15 protein-coding genes are annotated in these 16,282 nt (G+C 68.9%); 14 read left to right on the forward strand and 1 reads right to left on the reverse strand.

Annotated features, from left to right (window positions below):
• The first annotated feature begins 16 nt into the window (after positions 1 to 16).
• The 4 genes from rseP to VGC47_12325 all read left to right on the forward strand — a co-directional run bounded on the left by rseP (position 17) and on the right by VGC47_12325 (position 5,348).
• A complete protein-coding gene (gene rseP, locus VGC47_12310) occupies positions 17 to 1,303 on the forward strand; it encodes an RIP metalloprotease RseP (GenBank protein ID HEX9856088.1) in 1,287 nt (428 codons plus the stop codon).
• Positions 1,304 to 1,334: 31 nt separating this feature from the next.
• Positions 1,335 to 2,546, forward strand: coding sequence for a flavodoxin-dependent (E)-4-hydroxy-3-methylbut-2-enyl-diphosphate synthase (gene ispG, locus VGC47_12315; GenBank protein ID HEX9856089.1), 1,212 nt, complete (start codon positions 1,335 to 1,337; stop codon positions 2,544 to 2,546).
• Positions 2,547 to 2,619: 73 nt separating this feature from the next.
• Entirely contained in the window at positions 2,620 to 3,582 is a 963-nt protein-coding gene (galE, locus tag VGC47_12320) for a UDP-glucose 4-epimerase GalE (GenBank protein ID HEX9856090.1), read from the forward strand.
• 56 nt (positions 3,583 to 3,638) lie between these two features.
• The gene (locus VGC47_12325) at positions 3,639 to 5,348 is read left to right on the forward strand and encodes a proline--tRNA ligase (protein HEX9856091.1); all 1,710 of its coding nucleotides are present in this window, start codon (positions 3,639 to 3,641) and stop codon (positions 5,346 to 5,348) included.
• A gap of 33 nt (positions 5,349 to 5,381) precedes the next feature.
• Here the strand turns inward: VGC47_12325 and VGC47_12330 are convergent, their stop codons facing one another.
• Positions 5,382 to 6,218: a hypothetical protein gene (locus VGC47_12330; protein ID HEX9856092.1), complete on the reverse strand. Its 837-nt coding sequence runs from the start codon at positions 6,216 to 6,218 to the stop codon at positions 5,382 to 5,384.
• Between the two features lie 116 nt (positions 6,219 to 6,334).
• Between VGC47_12330 and dinB the strand changes: the two genes are divergently transcribed.
• The 10 genes from dinB (at position 6,335) to VGC47_12380 (ending at position 16,246) form a co-directional block, all read left to right on the forward strand.
• On the forward strand, positions 6,335 to 7,582 hold the full coding sequence (gene dinB, locus VGC47_12335; protein ID HEX9856093.1) for a DNA polymerase IV: 1,248 nt from the start codon (positions 6,335 to 6,337) through the stop codon (positions 7,580 to 7,582).
• Positions 7,583 to 7,728: 146 nt separating this feature from the next.
• Positions 7,729 to 8,208, forward strand: a complete 480-nt coding sequence (gene rimP, locus VGC47_12340) for a ribosome maturation factor RimP (GenBank protein HEX9856094.1) — start codon at positions 7,729 to 7,731, stop codon at positions 8,206 to 8,208.
• Between the two features lie 11 nt (positions 8,209 to 8,219).
• On the forward strand, positions 8,220 to 9,521 hold the full coding sequence (nusA, locus tag VGC47_12345; GenBank protein ID HEX9856095.1) for a transcription termination factor NusA: 1,302 nt from the start codon (positions 8,220 to 8,222) through the stop codon (positions 9,519 to 9,521).
• A gap of 30 nt (positions 9,522 to 9,551) precedes the next feature.
• Positions 9,552 to 11,600 (forward strand): translation initiation factor IF-2, encoded by a 2,049-nt coding sequence (infB, locus tag VGC47_12350; GenBank protein ID HEX9856096.1) that lies wholly within the window; start codon positions 9,552 to 9,554, stop codon positions 11,598 to 11,600.
• Positions 11,601 to 11,619: 19 nt separating this feature from the next.
• Positions 11,620 to 11,913: a DUF503 domain-containing protein gene (locus VGC47_12355; protein HEX9856097.1), complete on the forward strand. Its 294-nt coding sequence runs from the start codon at positions 11,620 to 11,622 to the stop codon at positions 11,911 to 11,913.
• Entirely contained in the window at positions 11,910 to 12,266 is a 357-nt protein-coding gene (gene rbfA, locus VGC47_12360) for a 30S ribosome-binding factor RbfA (GenBank protein ID HEX9856098.1), read from the forward strand. The genes VGC47_12355 and rbfA overlap by 4 nt, the downstream gene beginning before the upstream one ends.
• A complete protein-coding gene (locus VGC47_12365) occupies positions 12,259 to 13,221 on the forward strand; it encodes a DHH family phosphoesterase (GenBank protein ID HEX9856099.1) in 963 nt (320 codons plus the stop codon). Before rbfA ends, VGC47_12365 begins: the two co-directional genes overlap by 8 nt.
• Positions 13,218 to 14,105 (forward strand): tRNA pseudouridine(55) synthase TruB, encoded by an 888-nt coding sequence (gene truB, locus VGC47_12370; GenBank protein HEX9856100.1) that lies wholly within the window; start codon positions 13,218 to 13,220, stop codon positions 14,103 to 14,105. Before VGC47_12365 ends, truB begins: the two co-directional genes overlap by 4 nt.
• Positions 14,102 to 15,022: a bifunctional riboflavin kinase/FAD synthetase gene (locus tag VGC47_12375; protein ID HEX9856101.1), complete on the forward strand. Its 921-nt coding sequence runs from the start codon at positions 14,102 to 14,104 to the stop codon at positions 15,020 to 15,022. Before truB ends, VGC47_12375 begins: the two co-directional genes overlap by 4 nt.
• Before the next feature lie 63 nt (positions 15,023 to 15,085).
• Positions 15,086 to 16,246 carry a hypothetical protein gene (locus tag VGC47_12380; protein ID HEX9856102.1) on the forward strand — a complete coding sequence of 387 codons (1,161 nt, stop codon included), beginning with the start codon at positions 15,086 to 15,088 and terminating at the stop codon, positions 16,244 to 16,246.
• Positions 16,247 to 16,282 lie beyond the last annotated feature (36 nt).

Genomic DNA, 16,282 nt, shown 5'->3' on the forward strand with positions numbered 1-16,282 from the left:
ACCGTTATAGGTGCAGATGGGCTCACTCGTCGTAATCGTCGGTGTCATCCTCATGGTCGTCATCCATGAGGGGGGTCACTTCATCGCCGCCAAGGCCTTCGACATGAAGGCGACGGAGGCGTTCTTCGGTTTCGGTCCTCGCCTCTGGTCGATCACGAGAGGGGAGACCGAGTACGGCGTGAAGGCGATCCCCCTCGGGGGGTATGTCCGGATCACGGGGATGAACCCCTTCGAGGAAATCGATCCGGCCGAAGAGCACAGGACGTATCGCCGCAAGCCGTTCTGGCAGAAGTCGGTCGTGGTGCTCGCCGGCATCGCCAGCCACTTCGTGGTGGCGTTCGTCATCTTCGTTGTGGTCGCGCTCGTGTGGGGGACGGTCTCACTCGGTCGCTACACGCTCGATCCTGCCATCAGCGACGTGACGCGGGTGCTCATCCGCTCGAGCGGCGTCGCAGAGGAGATCCCGCTCGAATTGGAGCGCGGTGACGAGATCGTGAGGATCGACGGCGACCCCGTCGAGGATCTCAGCCCGGTCTCGACGGCGCCTCCCGGGACGATCCACCAGGTCGAGGTGGAGCGAGGGGGTGCGATCGTCACGCTGGCAACGACGGACATCGTCGTTCCGACGCCGGCCTACCTCGCAGGCATGCAAGCCGGCGACCGGCTCGTCTCCATCGACGGGCGATCTGTCGAAGAGTGGGACGACTTCGTGGAGGGCGCTCATCTGAAGCCCGCCGAGGAGACGACCATCGTCTTCGAGCGCGACGGCGAGGAGATGACGATCACGACGGTCCTGGCGGTCAACGAGGTGGACGGCGAGGCCGTCGGTTTCTTCGGCGTCAGTCCCAGTGTCACAGGCGATCGGGTCGGGCTCGTCGGTGCGGTCACCACGGCAGGGTCGGCACTCGGCACCGGCGTCGTGCAGGCGGGTCGAGGCCTCGCCGACCTGGTGGCGAACTTCGGCAACATCGTCCACGCAACCGTCACGTCGAACGACGAGGTGCTGGACGAGACACGTCCAATCAGTGTGATCGGGCTGGTGAGGATCGCCGGCCCACTGGAGCAGTCTCTCGTGCTGCTCGCCTTCGTCAACATCTTCGTCGGCGTGCTCAACGTGGTGCCCCTCTACCCGCTCGACGGCGGTCACTTCGCCGTCGCCCTGTACGAGCGGCTTCGGGGACGTCCGGCAGACGTGAGGAAGCTCATGCCGGTGGCGGCCGCGGTGTTCATCTTCGTGGTGATGCTCGGCCTGCTCGGCATCTATCTCGACATCGTCAACCCGCTCCGCCCGCCGGGTCAATGAACGCTCCCCGGCCCGTCCCTACGATTGCCCGATGAGCTTCGAGCGCAGGCACACGAAGCGGCTCCAGGTCGGTGGCGTCCCCGTCGGAGGCGGAGCGCCGATCTCGGTCCAGTCGATGACGACCACGAAGACGGCCGACGTCGACGGCACGCTCGCCCAGGTGTACGCCCTGGCGGCGGCCGGAGCAGACATCGTTCGTATCACCTGCAACGACGTCGCCGCCGCCCAAGGCCTCGCCGAGATCGTCCCGCGTTCGCCGGTGCCGATCATCGCCGACATCCACTATCAGTACCGACTGGCGCTTGCCGCCCTCGAGGCCGGTGTCGCAGGCCTGCGGCTCAACCCCGGCAACATCCGCAAGGAGGACCAGATCCGCACCGTCGCCAGGGCGGCGGCAGACGCAGGCGTGTCGATCAGGGTCGGCGTCAACGCCGGCTCGCTCGACAAGGACCTGCTCGCCAGGTACGGAGCACCGGTGCCGCAGGCTCTCGTCGACTCGGCGCTCAAGGAGATCGGGTACCTCGAGGACGAGGGATTCCACGACATCAAGATATCGGTGAAGCACAGTCACGTGCCCTCGATGGTCGCCTCGTACCGTCTGCTCGCAGACGCCGTCGAGTACCCCCTCCACCTCGGCGTCACCGAGGCCGGGCCGCTGCCGGGCGGGCTCATCAAGTCCGTGGCGGGCATCTCGACCCTGCTTTTCGAGGGTATCGGCGACACCATCAGGTTCTCCCTGACTGCCGACCCCGTCGAGGAGGCCAAGGCGGGGCGTCAACTCCTCGAGTACCTCGGGCTTCGTGAGCGGAAGGGCCTCGACCTCATCGCTTGTCCTTCGTGCGGCCGTGCCGAGGTCGACGTCATCAAGGTTGCCCAGGATGCCCAGGCGGCGCTCGAGGCCGAGAAGCTGTCCATACAGGTGGCCGTCATGGGGTGCGTGGTCAACGGTCCCGGCGAGGCGCGCGAGGCCGACATCGGCATCGCCGCCGGCCGCGGAAGGGGCCACCTGTTCATAAAGGGCCAGGTCGTCCGCGTCGTGCCTGAGGCGGACATGGTCGACGCCCTCCTCACCGAGGCGCGCTTGCTGGCTGCCGAGGGGGTCGAGGCGCGCCTGGCGGCTGCCGATTCCGACGCTGCAAAGATCGCCGAAGAAGCGGCCATAGAGCTGCGGAGCGTCCAGGGAGACGTCAACCACGCCGCCGACCGCCGCGCCGCCGTCGCCGAGGTGGCGGCGGCAGACTGACACCGGTGACACCCTCCCGATACGCCTGCCACGACGCCCGGCCCGGCGCGGCGCCGCTCTCAGAGCCGGCACCGTGACGAGCGTCCTCGTCACCGGTGGAGCGGGTTATGTCGGCGGGGTCGTCGTCGAGCACCTCAAGGAGGCGGGAGAGCGGGTCGTCGTGCTCGACTCGATGGAGCGGGCGCCTCGAGCGGCTATTCCCGACGGGGTCGCCTTCTATGAGGGACCCGTCGGCGACGGAGGGCTCGTCGCCCGGATCGTGGCGGACCACGACGTCGATGCGTGTATGCACTTCGCCGGGCTGATCTCGGTCGGCGAGTCGGTTCGCGAGCCGCAGCGCTACCACCAGAGCAACGTCGCCCAGACGGCGACGCTCCTGTCGACGCTCGTGTCCGAAGGCGTCGAGATCGTCGTGTTCAGCTCGTCCGCCGCCGTCTACGGCGATCCGCTCGACGTCCCCATCAAGGAAGTTCACCGGCACGCCCCGACCAGCCCGTACGGCTGGACGAAGTCGGCGGTCGAGGCGATGCTCTCTCAGCTCGGCACGGCGGGCCTGCTGAGATCCGCCTCGCTCCGCTACTTCAACGCGGCGGGGGCCGGGTCGGGCCGGCGCGAGGAGCACGATCCCGAGACGCACTTGATCCCGCTGGCGCTCGACGCCGCCTCCGGCGCCGGCCCGCAACTCACGGTGTTCGGCAGCGACTACGACACCCCGGACGGCACGGCGATTCGCGACTACGTCCACGTCGACGATCTGGCGACGGCCCATGTCCTGGCGCTCGGCCACCTGCGCTCGGGCGCGGCGACCACGGCGTTCAACCTCGGCAACGGCGCCGGATACTCGGTCTTGGACGTGATCGAGACGGTCGGCGCCGTCACGGGCCAGGCGGTGCCGCACGAGATGGGGCCGCGGAGGGACGGCGACCCGGCCGTCCTGGTCGCCTCGGCCGAACTCGCCAGGACGGTGCTCGGATGGCGACCCGCCCACGAGGCGCTCGAGGACATCGTCGCCAGCGCCCAGGCGTCGCGTCGCTGACGGCTCGCTGCCCGCCGCATCTATCCTCGCGTGCCCCGATCACGAGAGAGCCACCGATGCGCTGGTCCAACGCCTTCATCCCGACGCTGCGCGACGACCCGGCGGACGCCGAGGCCGTCAGCCACAGGCTGCTCGTGCGCGGCGGGTTCATCCGCCAGCTCATGTCGGGGTCGTATTCGCTCCTCCCTCTCGGGATGCGCGTCGCCACGAAGGTCTCGACGATCATCCGCGAGGAGATGGATCGCATCGGGGGCCAGGAGTTCTCCCTGCCGGTCGTGCACCCCGGTGAGGTGTGGAAGAAGACGGGTCGCTGGGACGACGTGGAGGGAATCCTCGTCAAGTTCAAGGACCGGAAGGGCGCCGACCTCCTGCTGGCCATGACGCACGAGGAGGTCTTCACGCTCCTCGCCACCGAGCTGCACTCGTACAAGGAGCTGCCGCAGACGTGGTATCACCTGCAGACGAAGTTCAGGGACGAGCCGCGACCCAAGGCGGGGCTGTTGCGTGTCAGGGAGTTCGTGATGAAGGACTCCTACTCGTTCGACATCGACGCTGCGGGGCTCGACGTCCAGTTCGAGAACCACCGAGGCGCCTACCTCGCCATCTTCCGGCGTCTCGGGCTCGACGCCATCCCGGTCCACGCCAGCTCGGGAGTCATGGGCGGCACCGAGAGCGTCGAGTTCGTGGTCGCATCGCCTGCCGGGGAGGATGACGTCGCCCGCTGTCCGAACGGCGACTACGCGGCGAACGTCGAGCGTGCGGTCTCCGAGGTCGTCCCCGAGGTCGACGAGCCGTGGGAAGGGCGCCCCGAGCGGGTGGCGACGCCGGGGATCAGGACGATCGCGGCACTCGCCGAAGCCCACGACTTCGCCACACCGCAACGCCAGATCAAGACGCTCGTCTACGTCGTCGACGGCGAGCCGACGTTGATTCTGCTGCGGGGGGACCATGAGCTCATGGAGCAGAAGCTCGTCGACGGCCTCGGAACCCAGCACGTTCGACCGGCACACGCGGACGAGATCAGGGAAGCACTCGGTGCCGATCCCGGCAGCCTCGGCGCCGTCGGGGTGACCGCGCTCCCGATCATCGCCGACCCGGCCCTCGACGGTCGCTCCAACATGACGACCGGGGCCAACGAAGACGACTGGCACCTGCGAGGCGTCGACGTGGCCCGGGACGTCGCCGTCGGCCGGTGGCTCGACCTGCGCAGGGTACGCGCCGGCGAGCCATGTCCGGTGTGTGGGGCGCCGCTCGTCGTCGAGCGGGCCATCGAGGTCGGGCACATCTTCAAGCTGGAGACGACCTATTCGCGGAAGCTCGGCGCCACGGTCCTCGACGCGGAGGGCGAGGAGGTGCCGCTCCAAATGGGCTCGTACGGCATCGGCGTCGGGCGCAACGTGGCCGCAGTCGTCGAGGTCCACCACGACGACAAGGGCATCTCGTGGCCGGTCGCGGTCGCACCGTACGAGGTGGTGATCACGACGCTGAAGGTCGACGACCACGCGACGATGGCGGCAGCCGAGGGGCTCTACGAGCGGATGCGCGCTGCGGGGCTCGACGTACTTCTCGACGACAGGGACGAGCGTCCCGGCGTCAAGTTCAACGATGCCGAGCTCATCGGGATCCCTTATCGCGTCACGGTCGGCCCTCGGGGGCTCGCCGACGGTGTCGTCGAGCTCACCGTCCGAGCGACGGGTGAGACCACGACCGTGGCACGCGATGATGCAGCGTCCGAGCTGGCGTCACTCGTCGGCTCGGCGCGCTGACCGCACCGCAGTCTCGTTGGGCGGTGCGGGATCTCACCCCAACGGGTCGCCCACCGCCACGATGACGTTCGTGACGTCGTCGGCGTTGCCCACGATCGTCACCGACGTGATTCCGCTGTCCCCGAATGTGCTCCACGACACCTGATCGTTCGTGGTGGCGAGCGGCTCACCCAGCTGATCCGTGTAGTAGGCGACGAGCTCGTCGAAGTCGGCGGTCGTCGTGAACGACGCAGTGGCCACGCCGCCCGCGTTGAACACGCCTTCCACCGTGCTGTCGGGCGGAACCAGGTCGGCCGGGAAGTCGTCGGGTAGGTCTACGCCAGGGCCGCCGACTACCCCACCCGATGTGGTGTCGGTGTCGCCGCCGGCGTCAGCGGGGTCGATGCCGCAGTACTCGGCGATGTTGTCGGCGGCCTCCTCGAAGGCGGCATCGTCGAACGGAAGCTCGAGGGAACCTTCGTCGAACGCCTGCATGAGGGCCGTGAAGCTGTAGTCGTACTCGTCGAGGAGATCCGCCAGATCGCGCATCCCGCCTGCGAGCACCTCGACGTCGTCGCGGATCTCGCCCGGCGCCCTGTCGACGATCTCGTCGATCTGGGAGACGGCGTTCTCGATGGCGTTTCTGAGGGACTCGGGATCGGCGGTGAGGCTGACGCCTTCCATCGGATCGAAGTCGCTGTTGGCGTCGCAGAAGTCGGCGTCTCCGCCGCCCCCGTTGTCTCCGCCGCCGCCCCCGCCGCCGCCGTCCTGAGACGGTGCAGTTGTCTGTGTGCCGCCTGCTGCGGCGGTGGTCGTCGTGTCGTCGCCGCTTCCGCCGCAGCTGGCGAGCACGAGCAATCCGGCTACGAGGGTGATCGTGACCCTGCGCAAAGGCTCCTCCTTGTTCATCCGGCCGAGTGGTGCGTCCCGCCGACCGGTCGGCAGCCAGTCTATGTGCGGATCGGGCAGGTCGGATTCTGTCGCGCGCCCAGGGCAAGATCGCTCTCGTGGCCGGCGCGGACATCCTGCACGTCGATCTCGACGCCTTCTATGCGTCGATCGAGCAGCTGCGTGAGCCGCGCCTGCGCGGCAGGCCGATCGCAGTGGGAGGCGGCGTGGTGCTGGCCGCCAGCTACGAGGCAAGGGCGTTCGGCGTCCAGGCGGGCATGCCGGGCCGTCTGGCGAGGGAGTTGTGCCCCGGGCTCGTGTTCGTCCGCGGAAGCTTCGATCGGTACGGACTGATCTCCAAGCAGGTGTTCGCCATCTGCGAGGACTTCAGCCCGCTCATCGAGCAGGTCTCCATCGACGAGGCGTTCATCGACGTCTCGGGGGCGCACGGCCTCTTCGGCTCGGCGGCCGACATCGCAGCGGCGATCCGGTCACGGGTCCGCATCGAGGTCGGCCTGCCGATCTCGGCCGGGGTCGCCCGCACGAAGTTCCTCGCCAAGGTGGCCAGCCAGGTCGCCAAGCCCGACGGGCTCGTCGTCGTCGAGCCCGACAGAGAGCTCGAGTTCCTCCACCCACTTTCGGTGCGCCTGCTCTGGGGCGTGGGGCGGGTGACCGCAGCCAAGCTTGCGTCGATGGGGGTCCACACGGTGGGCGAGCTCGCCGGGGTCGACCCTCGTTTCCTGGAGAGGATGGTCGGACGGGCCGCCGGCGCGCAGCTGAGCCGGCTCACATGGAACATCGACCGTCGGGCGGTCACCAGGGAGCGCACGGCAGGCTCCGTCGGCGCCCAGTCGGCGTTCGGTTCGATGCAGGACACCAGGGACGCCAGGGGGCGGGTGCTGCTGATGCTCGCCTCCAGGATCGGCTCGCGACTCCGCAAGTCTTCGAGGGCTGGGCGCACGATCACCGTGCGCGTCCGATTCGAGGACTTCAGCGCGGTCACCAGGTCGGCGACCCTGGCCGCCCCCGTCGCTTCGGACGCGGCGATCCTCCAGGTTGCGGAGGGCCTGGCCGACACGGCCGTCTCGGCGGCGGCCGCCGGTAGGAGGGTGAACCTGCTAGGGATCGCCGTCTCGAAGCTGACAGGCCGCGGGGCGCTGCAACTCGAGCTCCCACTCGGCTGGGGTCGGGTCGACATGACCGCTTCCGGGAGCGCCGAGGCTGAGCTCCAGGCGCAGCTCGAAGAGGCGCTCGACGCGGTCAGGATCCGGTACGGCAAGTCGGCCGTGGGGCCGATGTCTCTGCTCCTCGGCCGGCCGGCAGGCTATGCCCCGGATGCGTTTCGGGAGCTGGCCGAGAAGAGCTGAGCCGCCGTGCGGAGGCCGTTTTTCCAGGCCGGCGGCGCCGACTCGCCGGTCCTGGGGACAGTCGGACCTGCTAATGTTGCGCTACCAACTGAGATTTGCTCTCGAGGTGGGCCTGGGCCCGCCTCTTTTGCTGATGAGGAGGAACCGTGAGCGACACGGCCCGAGGCCTCTGGGGCATCATCGAGCCGTACGTCGCAGCAGAAGGAGTGGAACTGGACGACGTCGAAGTCCTCGGCAGCGGGTCGGCGCAGATCGTGCGGGTCACGATCGACGCTCCCGAGCCCATCGATGTCGACAGGATCGCCCGGCTCTCGAGGGGCCTGTCGAGAATGCTCGACTCGGAGGACCCGATCGAGGCGTCGTACACGCTCGAGGTGAGCTCGCCGGGCTTGGAGCGTCGCCTGCGGCGCTCCCGACACTACGAGAAGTCCGTCGGCAGGGAGCTGACCGTGAAGACCACGGTTCCCGTCGAAGAGATGACGAGCCACCGGGGAGTGCTGGTCTGCGCAGACGAGAAGGGCTTCGTCATCGCGGTCGATGACACGAAGCGCCGGATCGAGTATGTGGACGTGGCGTCCGCCCGCACGGTGTTCGTGTGGGAACGCGGGGCGAAGAGGCGCCACTAGAAGGAGCGACGATGGATTACAACCTCATGGAGGCGCTCGAGTTGCTCGAGCGGGAGAAGGGTGTCCCAGCCGACACCATCCTCGACGCGCTCGCCAACGCACTCGTGTCCGCCTACAAGCGTACCCCGGGGGCCGCCGAGGAGGCGCGAGTCACCATCGACGCCGACACCGGCGAGATCGTCGTCTACGGCCAGGACCTCGACGAGGACGGCAACGTGGTGCGGGAGTGGGAGGACACTCCGGATGACTTCGGTCGGATCGCCGCCCAGACCGCCAAGCAGGTGATCATGCAGCGCCTGCGGGACGCCAAGCGAGAGCAGGTGTTCGAGCTGTACGACGGTCGCGAAGGAGACCTCGTGACCGGCATCGTCCAGCAGTCCGACCACCGTTACGCCATCCTCGACCTCGGGAACGCCGAGGCGATCATGCCCTCGTCGGAGAGGATCCCGTACGAGCGTCTCGAACGAGGCAATCGGGTCAAGGCGTACATCCTCGAGGTGCGCGGCGAGGGCAAAGGCCCCCAGATCGTCGTCAGCCGCAGCCACCCCGAGTTCATTCGGTCGCTCTTCGAGCTCGAGGTGCCGGAGCTCGTCGACGGCGACGTCGAGATCCGCGCCATCGCCAGGGAGCCGGGACACCGCACGAAGATCGCGGTCGCCTCCAACGACGCCAACATCGACCCGGTTGGCGCCTGCGTCGGCGCCCGGGGCTCGCGGGTGCGCCAGGTCGTCAACGAGCTGCGCGGCGAGAAGGTCGACATCGTGGAGTGGCGCGACGACTCCCACGCCTTCATCGCCGAGGCTCTCTCCCCGGCGAGGGTCAAGGAAGTGCGGCTCGACGAGGAGGAGCGAATCGCCACCGTGATCGTCCCTGATCATCAGCTGTCCCTGGCCATCGGCAAGGAAGGCCAGAACGCCAGGCTCGCTGCCCGCCTCACCGGGTACAAGGTCGACATCAGGTCGGAGTCCCAGGACCTCGGCCTCGACGAGCCTCCCGAGGAGGCGCACGCCGAGCCGGACGGCGCCGAGCCGTCGCTCGCCGAGCGAGCCGCCAACGAGATGGCAGGGACGACTGCCCCGCCGACGCTCGCCGAGCGTGCCGAGCCGGAAGAGCTCGCAGGCGAGGAGACGCTGGCGGCCGGAATCTCCGACGAGGAACCGGGGTCCGAGGACCCGCAGGCCGCCCCGGACGAGGGAGCCCCGGTCGAAGTCGCCGACGAGGCGAGCGATACTGCGCCGGATGCGGAGCGCGCCGTCGACGACGGTACCGTGAGTGCAGAAGAGGACGCCGGAGATGGCGAGCCGCGAGGCTGATCTCCCGGCGGAAAGGTTCAGTGGCGATATATGCGCGTATACGAGTTGGCACGTGACCTCGGCGTCGAGTCGAAGGATCTGCTGGCGCGCGCCCAGGACCTCGGCCTCGACGTGAAGACGGCGTCGTCGGGCCTCGACGACGACACCGCAGCCCTTCTCAGACTGTCGTACGACGACACGGCCGCTGCCCCCGACCAGGAGGATGGTCGGACCGGGGAGCCGGACGCCGAGCCTGAGCTGCAGCCGGACCTGCAGCCGGAGGCCGAACCGGAGCCGGAGCCTCAAACGGAAGGGGAACCGGAGGAGGATCGGATCCTCACCGTGGAGGCCGGCATCACCGCCCAGGAGTTCTCGAGGCTCGTAGGGGTCCGAACGGGCGACGTCGTTCGTGAGCTCATGTCGATGGGCGAGATCGTCCCAGGCGGCGGCACCATTCCCGTGAAGGCGCTCGAGCCCCTCGGCGAGCTGTTCGGGTACGAGGTGCTCGTCGAGGAGGGCCCCGCCGAGGTCGAGGAGGTGGAGGCACTCGGGCGCCACGTCATCGAGTACGAAGACGACCCGTCCTCCCTGCAGCCGCGTCCGCCGGTCGTCACGGTGATGGGCCACGTCGATCACGGCAAGACCCAGCTGCTCGACACGATCCGCAAGACCGACGTCGTCGCCGGCGAGGCCGGCGGGATCACCCAGCACATCGGCGCCTACCAGGTCGAGAGGAACGGGGAGAAGATCACGTTCATCGATACCCCGGGCCACGAGGCGTTCACCGCCCTGCGAGCCAGGGGGGCGAACGTCACCGACGTCGCGGTCATCGTGGTCGCCGCCAACGACGGCGTCATGCCCCAAACGGTGGAAGCCATCAACCACGCCAAGGCCGCAGAGGTACCGATGATCATCGCCATCAACAAGATGGATCTGCCCACCGCAGACGCCTTCTCGGTACGCGGCGCCCTCACCCAGCACGGGATCGTCGTCGAGGATCTCGGCGGAGACGTGGTGGCCGTCGAGGTGTCGGCGCTGACGGGCGACGGGATCGAGGAGCTGCTCGACCTCATCTCGCTCGTCGCTCAGGTCGAGGAGCTCGTCGCCAACCCGGCCGCCTCGGCCGTCGGTACGGTCATCGAGAGTCAGCTCGAGGTGGGACGTGGGCCGGTTGCCACCGTCATCGTGCAGCGGGGCACGCTCACACGTGGTGACGCCATCGTTGCCGGACCCGTCTCCGGCAGGGTGCGTGCCATGTTCGACGAGAAGGGCAGTCAGCTGAAGTCCGCCCCGCCGAGCACCCCGGCGCTCGTGATGGGCTGGGACGACGTGCCAACGGCGGGCGACATGTTCGAGGCCGTCACCGACGAGCGGAACGCCAGGAAGATGGCCGAGGACAACCTCGACAGGATCCGCGCTCACGACATCACCGTCCCGACGGCGACGCAGCGCCTCGGCCTGCTGCTCGAGCAGCTCAGGACGGCCGATCACGCCGAGCTGCGCATCATCGTGAAGGCGGACGCCCACGGATCGCTCGAAGCGATCCGGGACGCGGTCGCCAAGATCAAGCGCGACGACGCCTACGTCTCCGTCATCCACGGCGCCGTCGGTGGCATCACGGAGAACGACGTCGCTCTCGCCGAGGCGTCCGAAGCGGTGATCTACGGCTTCAACGTGCGCCCGGACTCGGGGGCGAGGAATGCCGCCAAGGAACGCGGGATCGACATCAGGACGTTCTCGATCATCTACGAACTGCTCGAGGACATCGAGTCCCTCCTCGTCGGTGAGTTGGCTCCCGAGGAGATCGAGAACTTCCTGGGAGTTGCCCAGGTCAGGGCCACATTCCGCGCTCCCCGCTACGGCACCATCGCCGGGTCGTACGTCACCGAGGGCAGCATCAACCGGAACGCCAGAGCCCGTCTCGTGCGCGACGGCGTCGTCATCTACGACGGCAGGATCGCCTCGCTGCGTCGGTTCAAGGAGGACGTGGCCACCGTGGCGACCGGGTTCGAATGCGGAATCGGCTTGGAGAACTTCCGCGACATCAAGGAAGGCGACACGATCGAGTCGTACGAGATTCGCGAGATCGCCAGGACATAGCGGGTGCTGAGGAGACACCATGCACGCCTCCGCCATGCGCGTCGAGCTGCGGGTGAGGGACGCAAGGTCGCTCAAGTCGAAGCGGATGGTCGTCAAGTCGCTGACCGCCCACCTCCGCGAGACGTTCTCCGTGGCCGTGTCCGAGGTCGACCACAACGACCTCTGGCAGCGCTGCGCCCTCGGCATCGCAGCCGTGGCCCCGCAGTCGGGTCAGGTCGAACGGATACTCCAGTCGGTGCGGCGGGCCATCGACTCGCGTCAAGACGTCGAGCTGCTCGGGTGGTCGACGACACACCTGGAGCAGCCATCGTGACGAAACAGCCTTCTCCCCGTATGCGCAAGGTCAACGAGCTGCTGCGCGAGGTGATTGCGGAAGAGGTGACACAGCTCAAGGACCCGCGGCTCGGATTCATCACGATCACAGGCGTCGACACGGCACCGGACCTGAGGACGGCCGTCGTCTACTACTCGGTGCTCGGCAGCGAGGATGAGCGGACGGCCACCGCCACGGCGCTCGCCTCGGCGGCCTCCAAGCTCCAGGCGGCCCTGGCGTCCCAGGCGCGTCTCAAGTACACGCCCCGCTTGACCTTCTCGGTCGACGAGTCGATCGACATCGGCATGAGGATGAGCAAGCTGCTCCGGGAGCTCGAGGAGTCCGATGGCTGACATCGACGCCATGCTCGAAGAGGCGGCCGCCCTGATCGGTGATGCTGGAAGCATCGCGACCATCGGGCACGTCGGTCCGGACGGCGACGCCCTCGGGAGCGCACTCGCTCTGGCGTTGGCGGCTCGCGCCGCAGGCAAGGACGCCTGGGCGACGTTCGGAGAGCCGTTCGTGGTCCCTTCGCAGTTCGACTATCTCGACCAATCGCCGCTGGTCCGGTCCACGGAAGTCCCCCGATCTGTCGACGTCGCCATCGTGTGCGACGTCGCCGCCGAAGATCGGCTCGGCAGCGCTGCCCCCGTCGCAGCCGGGGCTGGCCGCGTCGTCGTCGTTGACCACCACGCCTCGAACGCCGGGTTCGGTGACTGCCGGGTGATCGACCCCGCCGCGGCGGCCACGGCGGTTCTGGCGTATCGGCTCATCGCGGCGCTCGGCTGGCCCATGACAAGAGCCGTCGCAGATGCGCTCTACACCGGGCTGGTCACAGACACCGGTCGCTTCCAGTACTCGGCGACCTCGCCGGACGACCACCGGATGGCGGCCGACCTTCTCGAGGCCGGTGTTCGCCCCGAGGTGATCGGCAGGCACGTGTACGAGGAGGCGCCCTTCGGGTACCTGTCCGTCGCCGGCGCAGTGCTCGCACGCGCCCAGCTCGACGCCGATCGTCGCCTGGTCTGGTCCGTGTTGCTCCAAAATGACCTGACGGCAGGCGGCATCGCGTACGAGGAAGCGGACGGCCTGATCGACCTGATCCGCATCGCCGAGGAATCGGAGGTGGCGTGCCTGCTGCGTGAAGTCGGTGGCGGCGCCGTCAAGGGGAGCCTGCGGAGCAGGGGAGCCGTCGACGTCGGGTCGATCGCGGCCGCCCTGGGCGGCGGGGGTCATCACAACGCCGCCGGGTTCACGGTGGAGGGCTCCATCGCGGACGCGATCGAGCAGGTGCGCGCCAGGTTGTGAGCGGACCAGAGGGCTTCCTCCTCGTCGACAAGCCCGGAGGCTGCACGTCCCACGACGTCGTCGCCGCGACACGGCGCCATACGATGGTGAAGAAGATCGGGCACGCCGGGACGCTCGACCCCATGGCGACCGGATTGCTCGTCCTCGGGCTGCGCCGGGCGACCCGGCTCCTCCGTTTCGTCCAGGATGCCCCGAAGAGGTACGTCGCCACTGCTCTCTTCGGCGTCGCTACCGAGAGCCTCGACGCAGACGGGGCGGTGGTGAGCCGCCAGCCCATGCCCGTCGGAGAGAGCGAGGTGGCAGGGGCGATGGCTCGTTTCGTGGGTCGGCAGATGCAGATCCCGCCGATGGTCTCGGCGAGGAGGGTTGAGGGCAGGCGGCTGTACGAGCTCGCCAGGGAAGGCCTCGACATCGAGCGGGAGGCGAGGCCGGTGACGATCCACGCCATCGAGCTCCTCGACTTCGCTCCGAGCGACTACCCCGAAGTGACGTTCCTGGTCGAGTGCGGCACCGGTACATACGTCCGGACTCTGGCGGACGACATCGCCAGGTCGCTCGGCGGGAGGGCGCACCTCACGACGCTGCGGCGCACGGCCAACGGGGCGCTCCACGTCGATGCCGCGGTGGCGCTCGACGATCTGCTCGCCGAGGACGACTGGACCTCGCTCCTGCTGAGCCCGGACGCCGGCCTTCCTGACATGCGTGCGGTGTACGTCGCCGAGGACCTGCGTGAGGCGGTGGCGAACGGTGTGGCGCTGCCGGCGCGTGCCCTCGCCGAGCACCTCGAGAACGGGCCCGTGAAGATCATCGGGGAGGACGGCCGGATGCTGGCCGTATACGACGTCGAGGGGAACAGGGCCGGCGCCGCGGTGGTGCTGGCGTGAAGGTGCTCGACGGCTCGTTCCTGGAGTGGTCGGAGGGCCCCCTCGCCGTGACGATCGGGGTCTTCGACGGCGTCCATCGCGGCCACCAGCACATTCTCGAGACCCTCGCCCGTCGGGCGGGCAGCGTACCCGTCGGGGTCGTCACGTTCCGCACCCACCCTGCCGCGCTCACCAGCCCGCAGGGCGCCCCGCCCCTCATCTGCAGCGTGGCACAGCGAATCGAGCTGCTCGCCGCCGGAGGCGTCGACGTCGTCGCACTGCTCGACTTCGACGACGCGTTACGGAGGATGCCCGCAGAGCGGTTCGTCCGGGAAGTGCTCGTGGGCCACCTGGGTGCCGAGCACGTGGTGGTCGGGACCGGATTCCGGTTCGGTCACGAGCTGTCCGGCGACACGGGGCTGCTGCAGCGGCTCGGCATCGAGATGGGGTTCACCGCCACCGCCGTCCCGGTACTCGGGGGAGCCACTCCGGTGTCGTCGACGGCGATCAGGACGGCGATCGCCGATGGCGACGTCGAGGAGGCGGCGGCCCTCCTCGGGAGGCCATTCCAGCTGAGGGGCACGGTCGTCGCCGGCGACGGCCGAGGCCGCGGCATCGGGTTCCCGACAGCCAACCTGTCCTTCCCCGCCGGTCTGGCTACGCCCGGGCACGGCGTGTACGCGGTCTTCGTCGACGCCGACGGCACGAACCGCGGGGGAGTGGCCAACGTGGGCGTGCGCCCGACGTTCGCGGGTACGGCCGAAGTCGTCGAGGTGCACGTGTTCGACTTCGACCGCGACCTGTACGGCAGCGAGCTACGAGTCGACTTCCTGGCGCGCCTGCGCGACGAGATGAGGTTCGCCGGAGTCGGGGAGCTCGTCGCCCAGATCGGGCGAGACGTGACCGCGGCCCGGCATCTCCTGGCGCAGAGGTCTTGACCCGGGCGCCTGCCTGGACCACATTGCGCACATCGCACCCGCCTTCCCAGAAAGAAGGCTCAGGTGATCGTCCCCGCTCTCGTCGGCCTGGCGCTCCTCACGGCAACGCCGGTCGGAGACGACGGTTCGCCGAGCGATGCGCTCGGTCTCGCTCCGCTTCCTCCGATCGCCGTCGATCCGCCCCGTTCGCTTCCTCCGATCGCCGTCGATCCTTGGCGTGGATTCCCGCGCCAGGTCTCGCCGGCGGCGGCGGCGCCGCTACGGAGGCGGATTCCCTCACCGTCCCCTGCGGGGCCGGCGGGTATGGCGGCTCTGGCGATGCTCGCCGTCGCAGCCGGCTCGGCGCGAGGTGGCAGGCGCTCCCGGAGTGGCGATGCAGGTAGGGCCGCCTTCCCCGCCGACGTCGTCCTCGTCTTCGTCCCGGGGTTCGGCAGCGAGCGAACCGGCACCTTCGCACCTCTCGTCGCCCGGCTCGGCGTGCCGCCGAACCAGTACGTCGAGTTCGACTGGCGCCTCGCAGCCGGCGGAGTCTCGCACCCCATCGCGGCATCCGGTGCCTCGGTCGCCGAGGGCGCCGACGCGCTGGAGGCGATGCTCGGGTCGCTGGCGACGGAGGGCAAGCGCGTCTACCTCGTCGGACACAGCAAGGGCGGAGCCGCCATCGCCGAGCTCGTGGCGCGGTGGGATCGGGCGCCGCACCTTCGAGTCAGGGACGTCGTGGGATCCGCCCTCCTCGATCCACCGCTCGACGTCGGCCTCCTCGGGGCGCTGCAGAGCCTCGGGCTCCCTTTCGTTGTCGTCCCGAACGACGGCGGATACGACCCCCAGGCGTGCACGGTGACCCGTTGCGGTGACGCCCGGGTCGACCTGGGTGTCGCCTCGTCGGTCGAGGTCCTGGTGATCCGGAATCCGGATGCCGCCGTGACGAGCTTCGTCGACGTGCCGGACGGGCTGCGGGTGCACGATCTCGAGAGAGACGGCGGCACGCACGCCTTCGTCGGCGGCAGGAGCCTGGCGGGCATGCTCGAGAGGATCCAGGAAGCTCACACCGCACCCATCGGCCACCCGGCGACGGCGGCGTGCATCCTCGAGGAGCTGCGTGAGCTGCGGTCGTGTCGTTGGACCGCCGGCGCCACATGGAACCTCACGGATCGCCCGCGACGCGTGACGGGGGTGGACGTACGGAGGCGTAGCCGCCCGCCTCACCCGTCCGATGCGGGGTGAGGCGCCCTCACCTGAGGCGCCTTCACCTGTCGGATG

The organism is Acidimicrobiia bacterium (genome assembly GCA_036396535.1).
Classification (GTDB): domain Bacteria; phylum Actinomycetota; class Acidimicrobiia; order Spongiisociales; family UBA5794; genus DASWKR01.

What these genes read in the sequence shown, in the direction of transcription:
- rseP (HEX9856088.1), top strand. Translation starts at nt 17, where the DNA reads ATGGGCTCACTCGTCGTAATCGTCGGTGTCATCCTCATGGTCGTCATC.
- ispG (HEX9856089.1), top strand. Translation starts at nt 1,335, where the DNA reads ATGAGCTTCGAGCGCAGGCACACGAAGCGGCTCCAGGTCGGTGGCGTC.
- VGC47_12325 (HEX9856091.1), top strand. Translation starts at nt 3,639, where the DNA reads ATGCGCTGGTCCAACGCCTTCATCCCGACGCTGCGCGACGACCCGGCG.
- nusA (HEX9856095.1), top strand. Translation starts at nt 8,220, where the DNA reads ATGGATTACAACCTCATGGAGGCGCTCGAGTTGCTCGAGCGGGAGAAG.
- infB (HEX9856096.1), top strand. Translation starts at nt 9,552, where the DNA reads ATGCGCGTATACGAGTTGGCACGTGACCTCGGCGTCGAGTCGAAGGAT.
- VGC47_12355 (HEX9856097.1), top strand. Translation starts at nt 11,620, where the DNA reads ATGCACGCCTCCGCCATGCGCGTCGAGCTGCGGGTGAGGGACGCAAGG.
- VGC47_12365 (HEX9856099.1), top strand. Translation starts at nt 12,259, where the DNA reads ATGGCTGACATCGACGCCATGCTCGAAGAGGCGGCCGCCCTGATCGGT.